This is a genomic window from Streptomyces sp. NBC_01352 (assembly GCF_036237295.1).
Classification (GTDB): Bacteria; Actinomycetota; Actinomycetes; order Streptomycetales; family Streptomycetaceae; genus Streptomyces; species Streptomyces plumbiresistens.
Genome location: NZ_CP108354.1, coordinates 3,808,825 through 3,826,330, shown reverse-complemented (window position 1 = coordinate 3,826,330; position 17,506 = coordinate 3,808,825). Strand labels below are relative to the sequence as shown.

15 protein-coding genes are annotated in these 17,506 nt (G+C 71.2%); 5 read left to right on the top strand and 10 right to left on the bottom strand.

The window, feature by feature from the left end; all coding sequences use genetic code 11:
- Positions 1–264: 264 nt before the first annotated feature.
- From OG252_RS17650 to mce, 5 genes are all read right to left on the bottom strand, one after another.
- Positions 265–1,035, bottom strand: coding sequence for an ABC transporter permease (locus OG252_RS17650; protein WP_329337154.1), 771 nt, complete (start codon positions 1,033–1,035; stop codon positions 265–267).
- A 2-nt stretch (positions 1,036–1,037) separates the two neighbouring features.
- The gene (locus OG252_RS17645) at positions 1,038–1,991 is read right to left on the bottom strand and encodes an ABC transporter ATP-binding protein (RefSeq protein ID WP_329337152.1); all 954 of its coding nucleotides are present in this window, start codon (positions 1,989–1,991) and stop codon (positions 1,038–1,040) included.
- Between the two features lie 169 nt (positions 1,992–2,160).
- Positions 2,161–3,096 carry a cellulose-binding protein gene (locus tag OG252_RS17640; RefSeq protein WP_266433725.1) on the bottom strand — a complete coding sequence of 312 codons (936 nt, stop codon included), beginning with the start codon at positions 3,094–3,096 and terminating at the stop codon, positions 2,161–2,163.
- 195 nt (positions 3,097–3,291) lie between these two features.
- Positions 3,292–7,203 (bottom strand): polarized growth protein Scy, encoded by a 3,912-nt coding sequence (scy, locus tag OG252_RS17635; protein WP_266433723.1) that lies wholly within the window; start codon positions 7,201–7,203, stop codon positions 3,292–3,294.
- A 233-nt stretch (positions 7,204–7,436) separates the two neighbouring features.
- Positions 7,437–7,877 (bottom strand): methylmalonyl-CoA epimerase, encoded by a 441-nt coding sequence (mce, locus tag OG252_RS17630; protein WP_266433721.1) that lies wholly within the window; start codon positions 7,875–7,877, stop codon positions 7,437–7,439.
- Between the two features lie 151 nt (positions 7,878–8,028).
- Between mce and OG252_RS17625 the strand changes: the two genes are divergently transcribed.
- The 3 genes from OG252_RS17625 (at position 8,029) to OG252_RS17615 (ending at position 11,623) form a co-directional block, all read left to right on the top strand.
- Positions 8,029–9,231, top strand: coding sequence for an acetyl-CoA C-acetyltransferase (locus tag OG252_RS17625; RefSeq protein ID WP_266433719.1), 1,203 nt, complete (start codon positions 8,029–8,031; stop codon positions 9,229–9,231).
- 64 nt (positions 9,232–9,295) lie between these two features.
- Positions 9,296–10,252, top strand: a complete 957-nt coding sequence (gene meaB, locus OG252_RS17620) for a methylmalonyl Co-A mutase-associated GTPase MeaB (RefSeq protein WP_266433717.1) — start codon at positions 9,296–9,298, stop codon at positions 10,250–10,252.
- 159 nt (positions 10,253–10,411) lie between these two features.
- Positions 10,412–11,623 carry an MFS transporter gene (locus OG252_RS17615; protein ID WP_266433715.1) on the top strand — a complete coding sequence of 404 codons (1,212 nt, stop codon included), beginning with the start codon at positions 10,412–10,414 and terminating at the stop codon, positions 11,621–11,623.
- Between the two features lie 224 nt (positions 11,624–11,847).
- Here OG252_RS17615 and OG252_RS17610 read toward each other — a convergent pair whose 3' ends face one another.
- Complete coding sequence (locus tag OG252_RS17610; protein WP_266433713.1) at positions 11,848–12,510, bottom strand: PepSY domain-containing protein; 663 nt, start codon at positions 12,508–12,510, stop codon at positions 11,848–11,850.
- Positions 12,511–12,629: 119 nt separating this feature from the next.
- Here OG252_RS17610 and OG252_RS17605 point away from each other — a divergent pair, with 119 nt between their 5' ends.
- Both OG252_RS17605 and OG252_RS17600 read left to right on the top strand, forming a co-directional pair.
- A complete protein-coding gene (locus tag OG252_RS17605) occupies positions 12,630–13,304 on the top strand; it encodes a response regulator transcription factor (RefSeq protein WP_266433711.1) in 675 nt (224 codons plus the stop codon).
- The gene (locus OG252_RS17600; protein WP_266433709.1) at positions 13,301–14,728 is read left to right on the top strand and encodes a sensor histidine kinase; all 1,428 of its coding nucleotides are present in this window, start codon (positions 13,301–13,303) and stop codon (positions 14,726–14,728) included. The genes OG252_RS17605 and OG252_RS17600 overlap by 4 nt, the downstream gene beginning before the upstream one ends.
- Before the next feature lie 50 nt (positions 14,729–14,778).
- Here the strand turns inward: OG252_RS17600 and OG252_RS17595 are convergent, their stop codons facing one another.
- The 4 genes from OG252_RS17595 to OG252_RS17580 all read right to left on the bottom strand — a co-directional run bounded on the left by OG252_RS17595 (position 14,779) and on the right by OG252_RS17580 (position 17,436).
- Positions 14,779–15,255: a MarR family winged helix-turn-helix transcriptional regulator gene (locus OG252_RS17595; protein WP_266433707.1), complete on the bottom strand. Its 477-nt coding sequence runs from the start codon at positions 15,253–15,255 to the stop codon at positions 14,779–14,781.
- Between the two features lie 96 nt (positions 15,256–15,351).
- On the bottom strand, positions 15,352–16,149 hold the full coding sequence (locus OG252_RS17590) for an AIM24 family protein (protein ID WP_266448074.1): 798 nt from the start codon (positions 16,147–16,149) through the stop codon (positions 15,352–15,354).
- Between the two features lie 2 nt (positions 16,150–16,151).
- A complete protein-coding gene (locus tag OG252_RS17585; RefSeq protein WP_266433705.1) occupies positions 16,152–16,802 on the bottom strand; it encodes an AIM24 family protein in 651 nt (216 codons plus the stop codon).
- Between the two features lies 1 nt (position 16,803).
- Complete coding sequence (locus tag OG252_RS17580) at positions 16,804–17,436, bottom strand: AIM24 family protein (RefSeq protein WP_266448071.1); 633 nt, start codon at positions 17,434–17,436, stop codon at positions 16,804–16,806.
- Positions 17,437–17,506: the final 70 nt, after the last annotated feature.

Sequence of the window (17,506 nt, the reverse complement as noted above, 5' to 3'; positions counted from 1 at the left end):
TCAGGTCGCAGACGCGGGGCCGCAGTGACATCAGCCGCTCCGGGGCGGGCGCCGATCTGCGGCGTTGTCGTCGGTTGCCGATTCCCCCACTCTCGACTTCGCTCGAGCGGGGGGACCCCCATCGCATCGACGCCCTCCTCCGCCTTGCAGCTCGACGCTCCCCCACGCTCGAACAACCTCGCGCGGGGGGACCCCCATCGCCCCCGCTCACCTGCGTCGATCAGGCACCGCCGATTTCCTGCGACCTGATCCGCCGCCCAGGCCCTACGCGTCCCGCCTCTTCAACAGGACATAACCGCCGATGAGCGCCGCGAGCACCCACAGTGCCATGATCCCGAGGCCGCCCCACGGGCCGTACGGAGTGTCGTCGTCGATCGGGGTGACCACCTGCATGATCTTGCTGCCGGCCTGGTCGGGCAGATAGCGGCCGATCTTCTTCGTCGCGTCGACGTTGCCGAGGATGTTGGAGATCAGGAAGAAGAACGGCATCAGGATGCCCAGTGACAGCATCGGCGAGCGCAGCATCGCGGCGACGCCCATCGAGAACATCGCGATGAGGGTCATGTAGAGGCCCCCGCCGATGACCGCGCGCAGCACACCGGAGTCGCCGATCTCCGCCTTGTGGGTGCCGAGCATCGCCTGCCCCAGGAAGAAGGCGACGAAGCTGGTGGCCAGACCGACGGCCAGCGAGAGCGCGGTCGCGACCGCGATCTTGCTGAAGAGGAAGGTGCCGCGCTGCGGTACGGCGGCCAGCGAGGTGCGGATCATGCCGGTGCTGTACTCGTTCGACACGACGAGCACCCCGAACACGATCATCGCGAGCTGGCCGAGGCTCATGCCCGCGAAGCTGATGAACGTCGGGTCGAAGGAGAGCCGGTCGTCGCGGCTCATGCTGTCGAACTCGTTCTTCGACAGCGCCGAGATCAGCATGCCGAGGGCGATGGTGACGACCACCGCCAGGGAGAGGGTCCACACGGTGGAGGCCACCGACCGGATCTTGGTCCACTCGGACCGGACGACCTGGATCGCCGCCATGGTCAGTTCCCCTTCCAGCCGTCGCCCCACTGCGGTGGCGCGGCGGGCGTGTCGGCGTGTGCGTGGTACTCGACCGACTCCGCGGTCAGCTGCATGAACGCCTCCTCCAGGGAGGCCTGCTGAGGGCTCAGCTCGTGCAGCACGATCTGGTACTGGGCGGCCAGTTCACCGATGTACTCGGGCTTGGAGCCGTCGACCTCCAGCGTGCCGTTGCCGGTCTCCACGGCGGTGATGCCGGTGCTGTGCAGCACGTCCAGCAGCCGCTCGCGGTGCGGCGAGCGGATCCGGACGTACGACCGCGAGTTCTGCGCGATGAAGTCGGCCATGGAGGTGTCGGCGAGCAGCCGCCCCTGCCCGATGACGACCAGGTGGTCGGCGGTCAGCGCCATCTCGCTCATCAGGTGGGAGGAGACGAAGACCGTACGGCCCTGCGCGGCCAGCGACTTCATCAGGTTGCGGATCCAGTGGATGCCCTCGGGGTCGAGGCCGTTGACCGGCTCGTCGAACATCAGGATCCGCGGATCGCCCAGCAGCGCCCCCGCGATGCCGAGCCGCTGCCCCATGCCGAGCGAGAAGCCCTTGGCCTTCTTCCTCGCCACGGCCGTGAGCCCGACGGTGTCCAGCACCTCGTGCACCCGCTTCTTCGGGATGCCGTTGCTCTGCGCGAGGCACAGCAGGTGGTTGAAGGCGCTGCGCCCGCCGTGCATCGCCTTCGCGTCCAGCAGGGCGCCGATGTACGTGAAGGGGTCCTTCAGCTGGTCGTAGTGCTTGCCGTCGATCCGGACGTCCCCGGCCGTCGGCCGGTCGAGCCCCAGCATCATCCGCATGGTGGTCGACTTGCCGGCGCCGTTGGGCCCGAGGAAGCCCGTCACGATGCCCGGTCTGACGGTGAAGGTCAGGTTGTTGACCGCCACCTTCTCGCCGTACCGCTTGGTCAGTCCCTCGAGCTCGATCATGCGAACCACGCTAGGGGCGGGGTTCGGCGGATGCCAATCGTGTGGGCAAACGGAGACCGACGAGCGGGGCAAGAAAGGCGAAAGCCCGCACCCCCCCTCGCGGAGGATGCGGGCCTTGGCCTTACTGCGTCACAGCCTTACTGCGTCACAGCCGTACTACGGCACACGCTTACCGGGACTGCTGAGCCGGGACACCCCGGGAGATCGGCTCGTCGTCGGCCGGCGTGCCGGCGGCGGCCACCGCGGCGCCCGTGAGCGTGGCGAGCATCTCGCGCACGTTCGTCAGCTGGGCGTTGATGGAGTCGCGGCGGTTGGTGAGAGCCGCCAGCTCCCGCTCGGATTCCGAACGGATCCGGTCCGCCTTGGCGTTGGCGTCGGCCACGATGTCCTCGGCCTGGCGCTGCGCCGTCTCGACGGTCTGGCGGGCGCGGCGCTCGGCGTCCGTGCGCAGCTTCTCCGCCTCCAGGCGCAGCTGCTCCGCGCGGTGCTCGATCTCCGCGAGGCGCTTCTCCGCCTTCTGCTGACGCGACGCCAGGTCACGCTCGGACTGCTCGCGGCGCTTGGCGAGGTTCGTCTCGAAGTCGGCGGCGGCCTGCGCGGCCTTGGCGCGGGTCTCCTCGAAGAGAGCGTCGGCCTCCTCGCGCTTCGACTGCGCGTCCTTCTGAGCCTCCGAACGCAGCTGCGAAGCGTCGCTCTTGGCCTTCTCGACGATCCGGACGCCCTCGTCCTCGGCCTTGGACTTGCGCTCCGCAGCGAACGATTCTGCGTCGTTGCGAACCTGCTGGGCCGCGGACTCGGCGAGTTCGCGGTGCTGCTCGGCAGCGCGCCGGGCCTCCTCGCGCAGATCCTTGGCCTCTTCCTCGGCGAGGCGGAGGATCTTCTCGACACGCGCGCCGAGGCCGGCGTACGACGGCTCGGCGTCGGTCACCTGTGCCTGGGCGTTCTGCGTCTCGAGGTGAAGCTCCTCGATGCGCTTTTCCAGAGCAGTGATACGGGCCAGAGCGCTGTCACGGTCGGAGACGAGCTTCGAGATGCGTTCGTCCACCTGAGCGCGGTCGTACCCACGCCGCACAAGCTCGAAGCCGTAGGGGGAAGTGTCGCTCATGGGGTTCCTGTCGAATGAGACCGGTGAGGTGATAGGGGGAATCCTAGGGGCCGAAGCGGTGTGTCATCGAGCGGATGCGTGTTTGATCTGGAGAATGACACCCCTTTTGGGTGGCTAACTCGCGGACCACTTGCCAAAGACTTGGTCAAAGGCCCCAGAAGCCGCCAAAATTTGATCCTTTGTTCCCACCGTGTTCTAGCCGTCGGACGACTTGCCACCCGATCGAGGCGCGCCGACCGTGGCACCCGCCTTGACGCCGTCCTTGCCACTCGTGGGGGCCTCGAAGGATTCCAACGCCTCCAGGACGTCCTGGACACGGGAGATCTCGGCGTTGATGTCCTCGCGGCGACGCACCAGGATCTCCAGCTCGCGCTTGCCCTCCTCGACCGTGCGCTTGGCCTCGCGGATCGCCTCGGCCTTGAGCTCCTCGGCCTCCCGCACGAGCGCCGCCTTCTTCTGCTCGGCCTCCTTCAGGAGCCCCTCGGCCTTCTTGACGGCGGCGATGCGCACCTTGCCGGCCTCGGAGTTGGCCTCCGACACCAGCTCCTTGGCCTTCGCCTGCGCCTTCTGCAGCTGCTCCTCGGAGGCCTTGATGAGCGCGTCGCAGCGGTCGCCGGTCGACTTCATCGTCTCGGAGGCCTCGCGGCGGGCCCGCTCGTGCAGGTTCTCGATCTCGGTCGTGATGCGGTCGCGCAGCTCCTCGGCCCGCTCCCTTATCGCGGTGGCGTCCCGGCGGGCGCCGACGAGCAGTTCGTCCGCGTCCGTACGGGCCTTCTCCACCCGGGCGTTGCCCTCGACCGTCGCCTCGGACACCAGCCGGTCGGCCTCGGTGCGGGCGGCGCCGACCATGCTGTCGGCCTGGGCCTCCGCGTCCGCGGTGGCCTTCTGTGCCTGCTGCTGCGCCTCGGTGAGCAGCTTGTCGGCCTCCGCGGCCGTCTCCGTGATGAGCTTGTCGACCTGCTCGGCCGCCTCGGAGCGCCGCTTGTTGGCCTCCTGGCGGGCCGCGTCCAGCGTGCGGTCGGCCTCCTCGCGCGCGGCCGCGGTGACCCGCTCGGCCTCCGACAGTGCCTCGGACTTGACCCGCTCCGATTCGCTGCGGATCCGCTCGGCGTGCTGCTGGGCCGCCCCGACCGTGTCGGCGGCCTCGGCGCGCAGCCGCTCCGCCTCCCCGGTGGCCTCCCCGAGCAGCTGCTCGGCCTGGGCGAGCGCCTCGGACCGTACCCGCTCGGCCTCCGCGACCGTCTCCGACCGCAGCCGCTCCGCCTCGGCGACCGTCTCCTGGCGCAGCCGGTCGGTGTCCGTGATCGTCTCGGTGGTGAGCCGCTCGGCCTCGTTGCGGGCCTCGGTGATGAGGGTGTCGGCCTGCGTCGCCGCGTCCGAGCGGATGCGGTTGGCGTCCTCGCGGGCGTCCGCCCGGGTACGCGCCGCCGCCTGGTCGGCCTCGGCGATGGCGTCCGACGCTTCCGTGCGGACCCGCTGGGCGTGCTCGGACGCGTCCGACCTGAGGCGCTCGGCCTCCTCGATCGCCTCCGAGACCGTGCGCTCGGCGAGCGCCTTGGCGGCGTCCGTCTCCTCGGTCGCCTCGCGCCGGACCCGGCTCGCGTCCTCGCTGGCCCGCTCCCGCTCGGCATAGGCGTCGGCGCGGACCCGGTCCGACTCCTCCTGGGCCTCGCGGCGCGTACGGTCCGCGGCGTGCTCGGCGGCCGAACGCAGCCCGGTGATCTCCTCCTGGGCCTGCTCGTGCAGCCCGGCGACCGAGTCCCGTACCTGCTGGGCGTGCTGCTCGGCGGCCGACACCATCTCGGTGGCCCGCCGGTCGGCTTCCTCGACCAGGCGTACGGCCTCGGTCTGCGCCTCCTCGACGCGCTTGCGCGCCGAGGCCAGCAGTTCCTCGCTCTGCTCGCGGGCCCGCTGGCGCTCCTGGTCGGCCTCCTGCCGTGCCGTGCCGAGGTACTCCTCGGCCTCGCGGCGACGCCGGTTGGCCTCCTCCTGCGCGGCGGCCAGCGCCTGAGACGCCTCCGTCGCCAGCCGCTCGGCGGCGGCCTGCGCCTCCGCCCGCACGCGGTCGGCGGTGTCCTGCGCCTCCGACTTCAGCCGCTCGGCCTCGGCCGCGGCCTCCGACCGCAGGCGTACGGCGATGGCCTCGCCCTCCGCGCGGGAGGCGGAGGCGTCCGACGCGGCCTCGGTGCGCAGCCGCTCGGCCTCCGTCTCGGCCTGCTGCTGGAGCGTACGGATCCGCTCGGCGGCTTCGGTGCGCAGCCGGTCGATCTCCTCGGCGGCCTCGCGGCGGAGCCGCACGGCCTCCTCACGGGCGTCCGTGAGCGCCTGTTCGGCGGCGGCGAGACGTTCCTCGGCCTCGGTGTGCAGCCGGGTCAGTTCCTCGGCGGCGTCCGCGCGGCGGGCCTCTATGGCCCGCTCGGTCGCCTCGTGCAGCTCGCGCGCGGCCCGCTCGGCGTCCGCCTTGATGCCCTCGGACTGCTCGACGACCTCCGCACGGTGCCGCTCGGCCTCCTTGCGGGTGCGCTCCAGGGTCTCCTCGGCCTGCCGGCGCAGGGTCGTCGCCCGCTCGATGGCCTCCGTACGGACCTTCTCGCTGTCCGTGGTGGCCTTCTGGCGCAGCTCGTCCGCGTCCTGCCGGGTCTTGGCCAGTAGTTCCTCGGCGGTCCTGGCCGCCTCCTCGATCTGCTGGACGGCCTCCTTGCGGGCCTCCGCGCGGATCTTCTCGCCCTCGGCGACCGCGTCGGAGCGCAGCTGCTCGGCCTCGCCGCGCAGCCGGCGGGCCTCCTCCTGCAGCTCGACCGTCTTGGCGCGGTACTCCTTGGTGTCGTCCTTCGCCGCGCCCTTGAGCTGCTCGGCGATGTCGTGCGCCTCGGCGCGCAGCCGGTCCGCCTCGGCCTCCGCCTCGCTGCGGATCCGCTCGGCCTCCTCGGCGGCGGCCTTGGTGGTGCTGCGCGCGTCCTCCTGCGCCTTGACGAGGACGTCCTCGGCCGTCTTGGCCGCCTTCGACAGCTGGGTGGCGCTCTCCTCGGCGGTGAGGGTGCGGGCCTTCTCCGCGGCCTGGTCGAGCAGCTTCTCGGCCTCGGCGCGGGCGTCCGCGACGATCTGCTCGGCGTCCGACCTGGTGGCCTCGGCCTCCTTGGTGGCCTCGCTGACCAGCCGGGCGACCTGCTCCTTCGCCGTACGCGTGCGCTGCTCGTTGGTCGACTCCGCGCTCGACAGCGCCTTCTCGGCGGCCGCCTTGGCCTCGGCGACCACCTTCTCCGCCTCGGCGCGCGCCTCCCGCAGGGCCGTGTCGGCCTCCGCGATGCGCTGCTCGGCGGTCCGGCTCAGCTCCAGGGCCTCGCGGCGGGTCGCCTCCGACTCCGAGCTGGTGGACGTACGCAGCTGCTCGGCGTGCTCGGTGGCTTCCTGGGCCTGCGTGGAGGCGGCGTTCAGCAGCCGCTCGGCGTCCGTGCGGGCGCGGCGCAGCAGCTGCTCGGCCTCGGCGCGGGCCGACTCGGCCTCGCTCTGCAGCCGCTGACGGGCCTCGGATGTCACCCGCTCGGCCTCCGCGCGGGCCGCCGCCATGGCCTGCTCGGCCTCGGCACGGGACTCGTCCAGGAGCCGGCGCGCCTGCTGTTCGGTCCGGGCGCGCAACTGCTCCGCCCAGGCCACGTTCTCGTTGACGTGCGACTCGACGGTCTGCCGGCGCTCGGCGAGCTCCTGGTCGAGCTGCTGGCGGCGGGTGACCGCCTCCTGGTGCAGCTCCGCCTGGAGCCGCGCGGCCTGCTCGGCGTGCTCCTGGAGGATGCGCTGGGTCTGCGCCCGGGCCTGGCTCAGCTCGCGCTCGGCCTCCAGGCGCAACTGGTCGGCCTGGACCTGCGCGTTGCGCAGCAACTGCTCGGCCTGGTAGCCGATGTCGCCGCCGTCGAACGCGGGCCGGGACATGATGGTGCGCCGCGCCTCGTGCAACTTGGCGCGCAGCACCTCGACCTGGTAGCCGAGGTCCTCGGCGTGCTGGATCGCCTTTTCCCGCTCGGTCTTCAGCCGCTTCATCTCGGCTTCGAAACGAGTGAGGTGGTCGACGTCAGCCGCCGGTTCCCGCTCCTGGCTCTCGTAGCCCCGCACTGCGCGGTCCCATCCGTCCCCTGGTCGCAAGTCTCTGAGTACGAGCCCCGGCCGTCTGCCGAACGGGGCTCCCGGGGAATGGTGTCAGATCAACGGCGGAGCACGGGCTGCTGCCCCGACGCTCGTCCCCCGAAACCCGGACCCCGGCCAGGTCCCGCCGTCATGGCAGGACCCTGGTCGCCCTGGGTGGAGCGGCGACCGCCCCCAACCCTACCGGCCCATATGTACGGGGGTCAGTGCTCAGGTGACTCAACGGACGCCGAAGTGACCAGTTCTGTCAGTACTCCGTGACAATCCTTGGGGTGCAGGAAGGTGATCCGTGACCCCATGGAACCGATTCGCGGCTCTTCGTACAGAACGCGTACCCCCTTCTGCCCGATGGCCGCGGCATCCGCGTCCACGTCCGCCGTACCGAAGGCGATGTGATGTACGCCCTCCCCGTTCTTCGCGAGCCACTTGCCCACGGCGGAATCCTCCCGGGTCGGCTCCAGGAGCTGCAGGTACGAAGCCCCGCCGTCGGACGTATCGTTGATCTTGAGCATGGCCTCGCGCACGCCCTGCTCCTCGTTGACCTCGGAGTGGAACACCTCGAAGCCGTACGTGGCCCGATAGAACTCGACGGTCTTGTCGAGGTCGAAACAGGCGATCCCGATGTGGTCGATTCGCGTCAGCATGGTTTCAGTGCAGCGCGACGGAGGTGGTTACGCAACGTGCGCGCGATCACACCGACAGCCCGATGACGGCGTGGACTACCGCTCAGTACATTCGAAGTAAACCCTCGTTCACTCCTCGGCCAGTGCAGGCCGGATAAGGGGATCGCAGCTCATGACTGGATCGAACAGCACGACCTCGGTGATCGTCGCGGGCGCCCGCACGCCCATGGGACGGCTGCTGGGCTCGCTGAAGTCCTTCTCGGGAGCCGACCTCGGCGGCTTCGCCATCAAGGCCGCCCTCGACCGTGCGGGTATCGGCGGCGACCAGGTGCAGTACGTGATCATGGGCCAGGTGCTCCAGGCCGGGGCGGGGCAGATCCCGGCCCGCCAGGCCGCGGTCAAGGCCGGCATCCCGATGAGCGTCCCGGCGCTCACCGTCAACAAGGTGTGTCTGTCCGGCCTCGACGCCATCGCGCTCGCCGACCAGCTCATCCGCGCCGGCGAGTTCGACGTCGTCGTCGCCGGCGGCCAGGAGTCCATGACCAACGCCCCCCACCTGCTGCCGAAGTCCCGCGAGGGCTTCAAGTACGGGGCGATCGAGATGCTCGACGCCATGGCGTACGACGGTCTCACCGACGCGTTCGAGAACATCGCCATGGGCGAGTCGACGGAGAAGCACAACACCCGCCTCGGCATCCAGCGCCCCGAGCAGGACGAGTTCTCGGCCCTGTCCCACCAGCGCGCCGCCGCCGCCCAGAAGAACGGCCTGTTCGAGGCCGAGATCACCCCGGTGGAGATCCCGCAGCGCAAGGGCGAGCCGGTCGTCTTCAGCAAGGACGAGGGCATCCGCGCGGAGACCACCGCCGAGTCGCTCGGCAAGCTGCGCCCGGCGTTCACGAAGGACGGCACGATCACCGCGGGGTCGGCCTCGCAGATCTCCGACGGCGCGGCCGCGGTCGTGGTGATGAGCAAGGCCAAGGCGCAGGAGCTCGGCCTGGAGTGGATCGCCGAGATCGGCGCCCACGGCAATGTGGCGGGCCCGGACAACTCCCTCCAGTCCCAGCCGTCGAACGCCATCCTGCACGCCCTCAAGAAGGAAGGCCTTCAGGTCTCCGACCTCGACCTGATCGAGATCAACGAGGCCTTCGCGGCGGTCGCGGTCCAGTCGATGAAGGACCTCGAGGTGTCCCCGGAAAGGGTGAACGTCAACGGCGGTGCCATCGCCCTCGGCCACCCGATCGGCATGTCCGGCGCCCGCCTCGTCCTGCACCTGGCGCTGGAGCTGAAGCGGCGCGGCGGTGGCGTGGGCGCGGCGGCGCTGTGCGGTGGCGGCGGTCAGGGTGACGCGCTGATCGTGCGGGTGCCGAAGGCCTGAGCACCGCTTTTCGGCGCCCCTCTTTTCGTGGTCTCTTCGTGGTCTCTTCGTGAACGGAGCTGTGATGCAGGACGTCTCCACACTGGTCGCCCAGGCCAGGGAGGGCCGGCCGCGGGCCGTGGCCCGGCTGATCTCCCTGGTGGAGGGGGCGTCCCCGCAGCTCAGGGAGGTCATGGCGGCACTGGCCCCGCTGACCGGAGGGGCGTACGTGGTGGGCCTGACGGGTTCGCCGGGCGTCGGCAAGTCGACGTCCACGTCCGCCCTGGTGACCGCGTACCGCAAGCAGGGCAGGCGGGTCGGCGTCCTGGCCGTCGACCCGTCGTCGCCGTTCTCCGGGGGCGCGCTGCTCGGCGACCGGGTCCGGATGTCGGAGCACGCCTCCGACCCGGGTGTCTACATCCGGTCGATGGCCACGCGCGGCCACCTCGGCGGTCTCGCCTGGGCCGCCCCGCAGGCGATCCGGGTCCTGGACGCGGCGGGCTGCGAGGTGATCCTGGTCGAGACGGTCGGGGTCGGCCAGTCGGAGGTCGAGATCGCCTCCCAGGCGGACACCTCGGTGGTCCTCCTGGCCCCCGGCATGGGCGACGGAATCCAGGCGGCGAAGGCCGGAATCCTGGAGATCGGCGACGTGTACGTCGTCAACAAGGCCGACCGCGACGGCGCGGACGCCACCGCCCGCGAGCTGAACCACATGCTCGGCCTCGGCGAGTCCCGCGGCCCCGGCGACTGGCGTCCGCCCATCGTCAAGACGGTCGCCGCGCGCTCGGAAGGCATCGACGAGGTCGTCGAGGCGCTGGAGAAGCACCGCGCCTGGATGGAGGAGCAGGGCGTCCTGGCCGAGCGCCGGCGCGCCCGCGCCGCCCACGAGGTGGAGGCCATCGCCGTCACCGCCCTGCGTGAACGCATCGGCGACCTGCACGGCGACCGTCGGCTGAGCACACTCGCCGAGAAGATCGTCGCCGGGGAGCTGGACCCCTACCGGGCGGCGGACGAACTGGTGGCGGGGCTCACGGAGGGCTGACCGCCCACGGTGAACTCACCGGCCCCGCTGGTACGTTGACTCACGTGTTCCTTCTCTTGGCATAGGGCCCGCCCGAGCCCGCGACCGCACCCGGCAGCACGCCGTGGCCGTCGCGGCACTTCGGCGTCCCTTCCCTGCCTCCAGTAGAGGAACCTTGTCGTGTCCGCTGTGTCCCCGCGGCCCTCGTATGCCGCGGTACTCCGCCTTCCCCATGCCCGCCGCACCTTCGCGGCCGCCCTCGCCGCCCGGCTGTCGTACGGCACGGCCCCGATCGCCGTGATGCTCAGCGTGACCCGGGCGACCGGGTCGTACGCCGTCGCCGGTGTCGTCATGGCCGTGTTCGGCGCCACGGTCGTCTTCCTGTCGCCGTACCGGGCCGCCCTGGTCGACCGGCACGGCCCGCGCCGGGTCCTGCTTCCGATGGCCCTGCTGCACGCGGGGCTGCTCTGCGCGCTGGCGGCGGCCTGCTGGCGTCCCGGGGCGCCCGCGCCGCTGCTCGGCCTGATCGCCGCCGTCACGGGCGCCTGCGCGCCGCCGCTCGGCCCCACCATGCGCAGGGTCTGGGGCGAACTCGCCGAGGACCGGCTCCTGCTGCAGCGCGCGTACGGCCTGGACGGGGTCGCGGAGGAACTCCTCTACGTCACCGGCCCGCTGTTGGTCGGCGTGCTGGTCGGCTTCGCGCCCCCTGCCGCGGGCGTGCTGCTGGGCGCGCTGCTCATGGGGGTGGGCACGCAGGCCTTCGTGATCTCACCGGCGGTCCGTTCGGTGCGCGGGAGCGGGGCCGTTCGCAAGGGCCGGGGCGCGTCGCTGACGCCGGGACGGGAGCTGTGGCCGCCGATCGTCGTCGCGGGCGGTGTGGGCCTGTCCCTCAGCGCCGTCGACCTCCTCGTCGTCGCCTTCGCCGGACAGCGGCAGCTGGGGGACGACACCGTGGCGTGGGTGCTCGCGGCGCTGTCGGCGGGCAGTGCGGTGGGCGGGCTGCTGAACGGGACGGTGGACTGGCGTACGCCGGCCCGGGTCCGGCTCTCGTTCCTGGCGGCGGGCCTGGGCGTGACGCTCGGCGCCGCCGGCCTCGCGCCCGGCGTGGCCACCCTTGCCGGGGCGGCGGCCTGCGCGGGGCTGTTCGTCGCACCGGCCCTGACGACGGCGTACCTGATCGCCGACGACGCCGCCCCGGCCGGGTTCCGGACGCAGGCGGGGGCGTGGGTCAACACGTCCGTCAACGCGGGGAGTTCGGCCGGGGCGGCGACGATGGGGGTGCTGGTGGAGCGACTTCCGCTGGGGGTGTGCTTCGTGGTGGCGGGCGGGGTGTCGGTGGGGGCGGCGGTCTGTGCGGGACTGTTCGCCGCACCGGCGCCGGCGCGGGCGTAGCTGGGGGCTCCGCCCCCAGACCCCCGGCCTTTGCCCACCCACCACCCGACTCCGTCGGATGAATGTTCGCGCACGCCCGGCCGGTCGGCGGGGTCTGGGGGCGCAGCCCCCGGATGACGGTCAGCTTTCGACCGACCGAGACGGGTGGCAGGGTGGGCAAAGGCCGGGGGTCCAGGGGGCGGAGCCCCCTGGCGGCGTTGTAGGGGCAGCGCCCCTACCCCACGTCAGTCGTCGTCACCGTCGACGTCGTCGTCGGCCTTGTCCGCCGTGACCTTGCCCGTCGTGAGGTCGACGCGCCAGTCCTGCTCGGCGTTGCCGGACTTGTACGTCTCGACCTCCCAGGCCTTGGACGTGCCGTCCTCGTCCAGGTCCACCGACGTCACCGTGCCCTTGCCGGCCGCGGCCTCGGCCTCGGCCGCCTCCGCAGCCGTCACCGTCGCCCCCTTCAGCGCGGCCCGCACCTCGGCGGTGTCGTCCTCACGCTCGGTGTGGGAGCCGAGGACCTTGCCGGTGCCGGGGTCGATGCGCACGCTGTGCCAGGTGGTGCCGTCGCCGAGCACGTCGACGTCCCAGACGACCGGCCCGGAGTCGTCCTGATCGTCCAGTTCGACGGAGACGGCGGTACCCGGCGAGTGCCGCAGCGCGGAGGCGACGGCCTCGGCGGCCGTCACGTCACCGGACACCCGAGCCCCGTCGTCGTCCGGCGCGTCGTCGTCCCGCGCGTCGTCGTCCTGGACACCGCTCCCGGTCTCCCGGGCATCCGCCTGCCGCGCCGTCGCCGTCCCCTCACCGTCCGCACCGTTCCCCGTCACCGCGAGAGCCGTGGCCGTACCGCCCCCGACCAGAGCGGCGGCCGTAACGGCGGCGATCACGATGTTGCGCTTCATGCGACTTCCTCCAGAGTTGTTCGGCTTCGTCGTGCTGAACCCAACATCGCCGACCCACGCTGAGAGGAACCTGAAACCCCCTGAAGAGATCTTCAGCTTCGCTTTGCGAACCTGAGAACATGCGCCTGTTGATCGTGGAGGACGAGAAGCGGCTTGCCCTGTCGCTCGCCAAGGGCCTGACGGCCGAGGGGTACGCCGTGGACGTGGTCCACGACGGGCGGGAGGGACTGCACCGGGCCACCGAGGGGACGTACGACCTCGTGATCCTGGACATCATGCTGCCCGGCCTCAACGGCTACCGCGTCTGCGCCGCCCTGCGCGCCGCGGGCCACGACGTGCCGATCCTGATGCTCACCGCCAAGGACGGCGAGTACGACGAGGCGGAGGGCCTGGACACGGGCGCCGACGACTACCTGACCAAGCCGTTCTCGTACGTCGTCCTCGTCGCCCGGATCAAGGCCCTGCTGCGGCGCCGCTCCCAGGGCGGCGGCGGGGCCTCGCCCGTGCAGGTCCACGGCGACCTGAAGATCGACACCGCCGCCCGCCGGGTCTTCCTCGCGGACGACGAGATCGCGCTGACCGCCAAGGAGTTCGCCGTCCTGGAGCAGCTCGCGGTGCGGGCCGGCGAGGTGGTGTCCAAGGCCCAGATGCTGGAGCACGTCTGGGACTTCGCGTACGAGGGCGATCCGAACATCGTCGAGGTCTACATCAGCACCCTGCGCCGCAAGCTGCGCGCCGAGCTCATCCGGACGGTCCGCGGCGTCGGCTACCGGCTGGAGACGGAGCAACGATGAAACGGCTGTTCGGCTCCGTACGGTCCCGGGCGACCCTCGCCGCCACCCTCGTCGTCGCGGTGGCACTGGTCGCGGCCGGGACCGCCGTACTGCTGTCCCTGCGCTCCAACCTGATCGACCAGGCCGGCACGGCGGCGGACCGTTCCGCGCGGACGGTGGCCACCCACCTGGCCGGCGGGAAGACGTACGAGCACCTGTCCTTGGACGACGATGACCAGCCCGTCCAGGTCGTCGACGAACGGGGCAGGCTCGTCGCCGCGACCGAGGACCTGGAGCGGATCAGCGGCACCGGCACCGACGCCGTACGCCCGCAGGCACCCACGCCCACGCCCACGGACGGCAGCGGCGACGAGGACGCCGACGACGACGCGGACGACGACGCCTCCCTCGAACCCGGCAAGATCGAGGAGAAGACCGTCTTCACCGACGGCTCCGCGACGATCGACCAGCACAGTGCCGACTACCGCTTCGCCGCCGTCCGGATGGAGACCGAGCAACAGGGCACGCTCACCGTCTACGCCGGTGCCCCCCTGTCCGCGGAGCAGAGCGCGGTGCGCACCGCGCTGACCGTCATGCTGATCGGCTTCCCGCTGCTGCTCGCCGTCGTCGCGGTCGTGACCTGGCTGGTCACCCGGCGCGCGCTGCACCCGGTGGAGGGCATCCGCAGCGAGATGGCCGCGATCACCGCCTCGGAGGACCTCGCCCGCCGGGTCCCGGTGCCGGACACGCACGACGAGGTGGCCCGCCTGGCCCGCACCACGAACGAGACGCTGGCCGCCCTGGAGACCTCCGTGGAACGCCAGCGCAGGTTCGTCGCCGACGCCTCGCACGAGCTGCGCAGCCCGATCGCGTCCCTGCGCACCCAGCTCGAAGTGGGCGCGGCACACCCCGAGCTGCTGGACGTGGCAGGGGCGGTCGAGGACACCGTACGGCTCCAGCGTCTCGCCACCGATCTGCTGCTGCTCGCCCGGCTGGACGCGGGGGAGCGGCCCGCCGCCGGTGCCCGGCTCGACCTCGCGGCACTGGCGCGGGAGGAGGCCGAGGGGCGGACGGGCGTGCGCGTGGAGGCGCCCGAGGCGGTGCCGGTGGGCGGGTCCCGGGGGCAGCTGGAGCGGGTGCTCACCAACCTGCTGGACAACGCGCGGCGGCACGCCCGCTCGACGGTCACGGTGACCGTGCGGCGGGAGGGGGAGTGGGCCGTGGCCGGGGTCGCCGACGACGGGGACGGGGTGCCGGACGGCGACCGGGAACGGATCTTCGAGCGGTTCGTGCGGCTCGACGACGCCCGCAGCCGCGACGACGGCGGCGCCGGGCTCGGACTCGCCATCGCCCGGGACGTCGCCGTACGCCACGGCGGCACGCTCACGGTCCGCAAAGCGCCGGAAGGCGGAGCTCTGTTCGAACTCCGCCTGCCGTTTGTCTAGGACCTGCCGGCCCTAGCCGGCCGGGGGCCGGTGGACTGCCGGGGTCCGGGTCACGGACGGCCGCGCTGTCCCCGGAGGTGGTCCGCGACGGGCCTCAGGGACTTCTCGAGTTCCACCAGGGACTCGGGGGGCAGCAGATCGATGAAGTGCCTCCGCACGGACGCCACATGATGCGGCGCGACCTTCTGCATCGTCTCCATGCCGTGCTCGGTGAGCACCGCGTACAGACCGCGGCGGTCCGACTCGCAGTTCTCGCGCCGCACGAGGTCCGCGTTCTCCATGCGGGTGATCTGGTGGGAGAGGCGGCTCTTGGACTGGAGGGTGGCGGACGCGAGGTCGCTCATCCGCATCCGCACGCCCTCCGACTCGGAGAGATTCACCAGGATCTCGTAGTCGTTCATTGTCAGGCCGAACGGCTGCAGGTCTCTTTCGAGCTGGTACGTCAACAGCCTGTTGACCTCCAGGTGGGTGCGCCAGGCGCACTGCTCCGCATCGGTCAGCCAGCGCGTGGCCGTCTCGGTCTCCATGAATGAAGTCTACCTAAAAGGTTGAAAGGCGAACTAGTGAGGGTGGTGTGATGTCGGGCGCGCACACGTTCGACGTCACACTCCGCAGACTACCGCTCACAGCCCGAAGCGACGCTGGAGGTCCCCCAGCTGTCCGGGAAGGCGCGGTGCGCCGGCTTGCTGTCCGGGGCCTGCGGGAACCCCGCCGCCACCGGGCACCCCGGCCTGGTGCGGAACCGCCCCCGTGGCCTGCTCCGCCATCAGGGCCTCCGACGACTGGAGCAGTACCGTGCCGGCCCCCACGAACTCGAACTGGTGCTCCTCCCCGGAGGCCCCGCCTACGCCTGTCAGCGCACGTAGGCCGCCCATCAGGCCGGCCATGTACCCGTGGTCGTAGTGATGGCACGGAGAGGGGCAGTCCGCCCAGCCGACGAGCGCCTGCGGGTCCACCCGGATGGGAGGCTCCATGAACACCACCGGCCCGTTGGAGGCCGCCACGAACTTTCCGGTTCCGATGAGTGTCAGAAAACCCGGCACGATCGACTGCTTGAGGGCGAGACTTGGCTGAAAAGCGAGCAAGTTGCCCGAGCGAATGGTCAGATTGCCGTTCTCCAGGTCGAAGGAGTTCACGTCGAAGGCCCGGTCGGCGAGGAGCATCTTGCCCGAGCCCTCCGCCACGACCCAGTCGCTCGCGTGCAGAGGCGAATGGAACGACGTACGCACGAGGCGGTCCAGCCGGCCGTGTCCGATGCCGTTGAACTCCATCGAGCCGTAGTAGGCGATCATCTTCCCCTTCTGCAGGAACCACTGGCTCCCTTTGAGCTCCACGCAGAAGGTGTAGTTGTTGACGTTGTCGTCGACCGGCAGTGTCATGGGGTCGTAGACCGTCGGGCCGCCGCCCGGAGCCCCGTACATGCTCACAGCTTCTCCTCCGAGGCCTGGACGTACACCGCGCCGTTGCCGCTGAGCTCCAGCTGGAACGCCTCTCCGGAGCCGCGGCCCACCATGTCCCGCCAGCCCAGCGCGGTGGACAGCTTGTTGCGTACGTCGCCGTGGTGGGCGACGTACGCCTGCGGGTCGACATGGACCGGGCGCTGCGGGGTGATGGGGACCTCGATGACCCCGCCGTGCGCCATGACCGCGACCGAGCCGTGCCCGCGGAGGGTGGTCGTGAACAGCCCCTGGCCGCTGACCTGGCCGCGGACCATGCCCATGACGCCGCCCTGGGAGCCCATGAACATGGTGCCCTGTTCCAGGGTGCCCTCGAAGGCGAGCAGGCGGTCCGCCTCGACGAACAGGGTGTCGCCGGTGAGGTTGATGACCTGGACGTGGTGGCCGCCGTGCCCGAACAGCACGGTCCCGCTGCCCTCGACGGTCATCAGGGGCGCCGCCTCGCCCGCCGCCCGGCGGCCGAGCATCGACATGACGCCGCCCTGGCCGCCCTGGATGTTGGGCGTGAAGGACACCTCGCCCTTGTAGGCGAGCATCGCCCCGCGCTGACTGAACAGCCGCTGCCCGGGCTGGACGGTCGCCTCGACCATCTTCGAGTTGATCTCGCTGAAGGCCATGTCACACCTCCCCCGCGATCGTGTTCCGCTCGCTCGGCTGGACGTAGACCAGGCCGTCGCCCTCGAAGCGGATCTGGAAGGCCTCGCCGCCGCCCTCGCCCATGAAGGTGCGGAACGTGACACCGGACTGGAAGGACTGCCGCAGGTTCCCCTGGTGCGCGATGTAGGCGCCCGGGTCGACGGTCAGCGGGTACTGCGCGCTGACCCGCAGCACGACCGCCGGCCCGTCCGACATGATCGCGGCCTGTCCGTGGCCCTCGATCGTCGTCGTGAACAGCCCGTTGCCCTGCGTGGCCCCGCGCATACCCGTGAACGACGTGCCGGTTCGCAGCCCCGAGTCGGTCGCGAGCAGGTTGCTCGACTCCACGTACAGCTTGTCCCCCTGGAGAGCGACGAGGTTGATCTCCGAGGCCCGGTCCGCGAACCAGCACGTGCCGTGCCCCTTCACCTCCATCAGTGTCATCTGCTCGCCGGTGATCCGCCGGGTCACCATGCCCCGGATGCCCTCACCGCCGCCGCTGAGCTTCTTGAAGTCCATCTGCCCGTCGTACGCGACCATCGAGCCGTTCTTCGCCTTCACGGCGTCCCCGGTCATGTCGACGGCGAGCACCTTGCTGCCTTGAAGTCGGAACATCGCCACGCAGCGAAGGTAGCCGCCGGGAGGCTCCGCCAACAGAGCCTGTGGGTGGAGAAAGACCCTGATC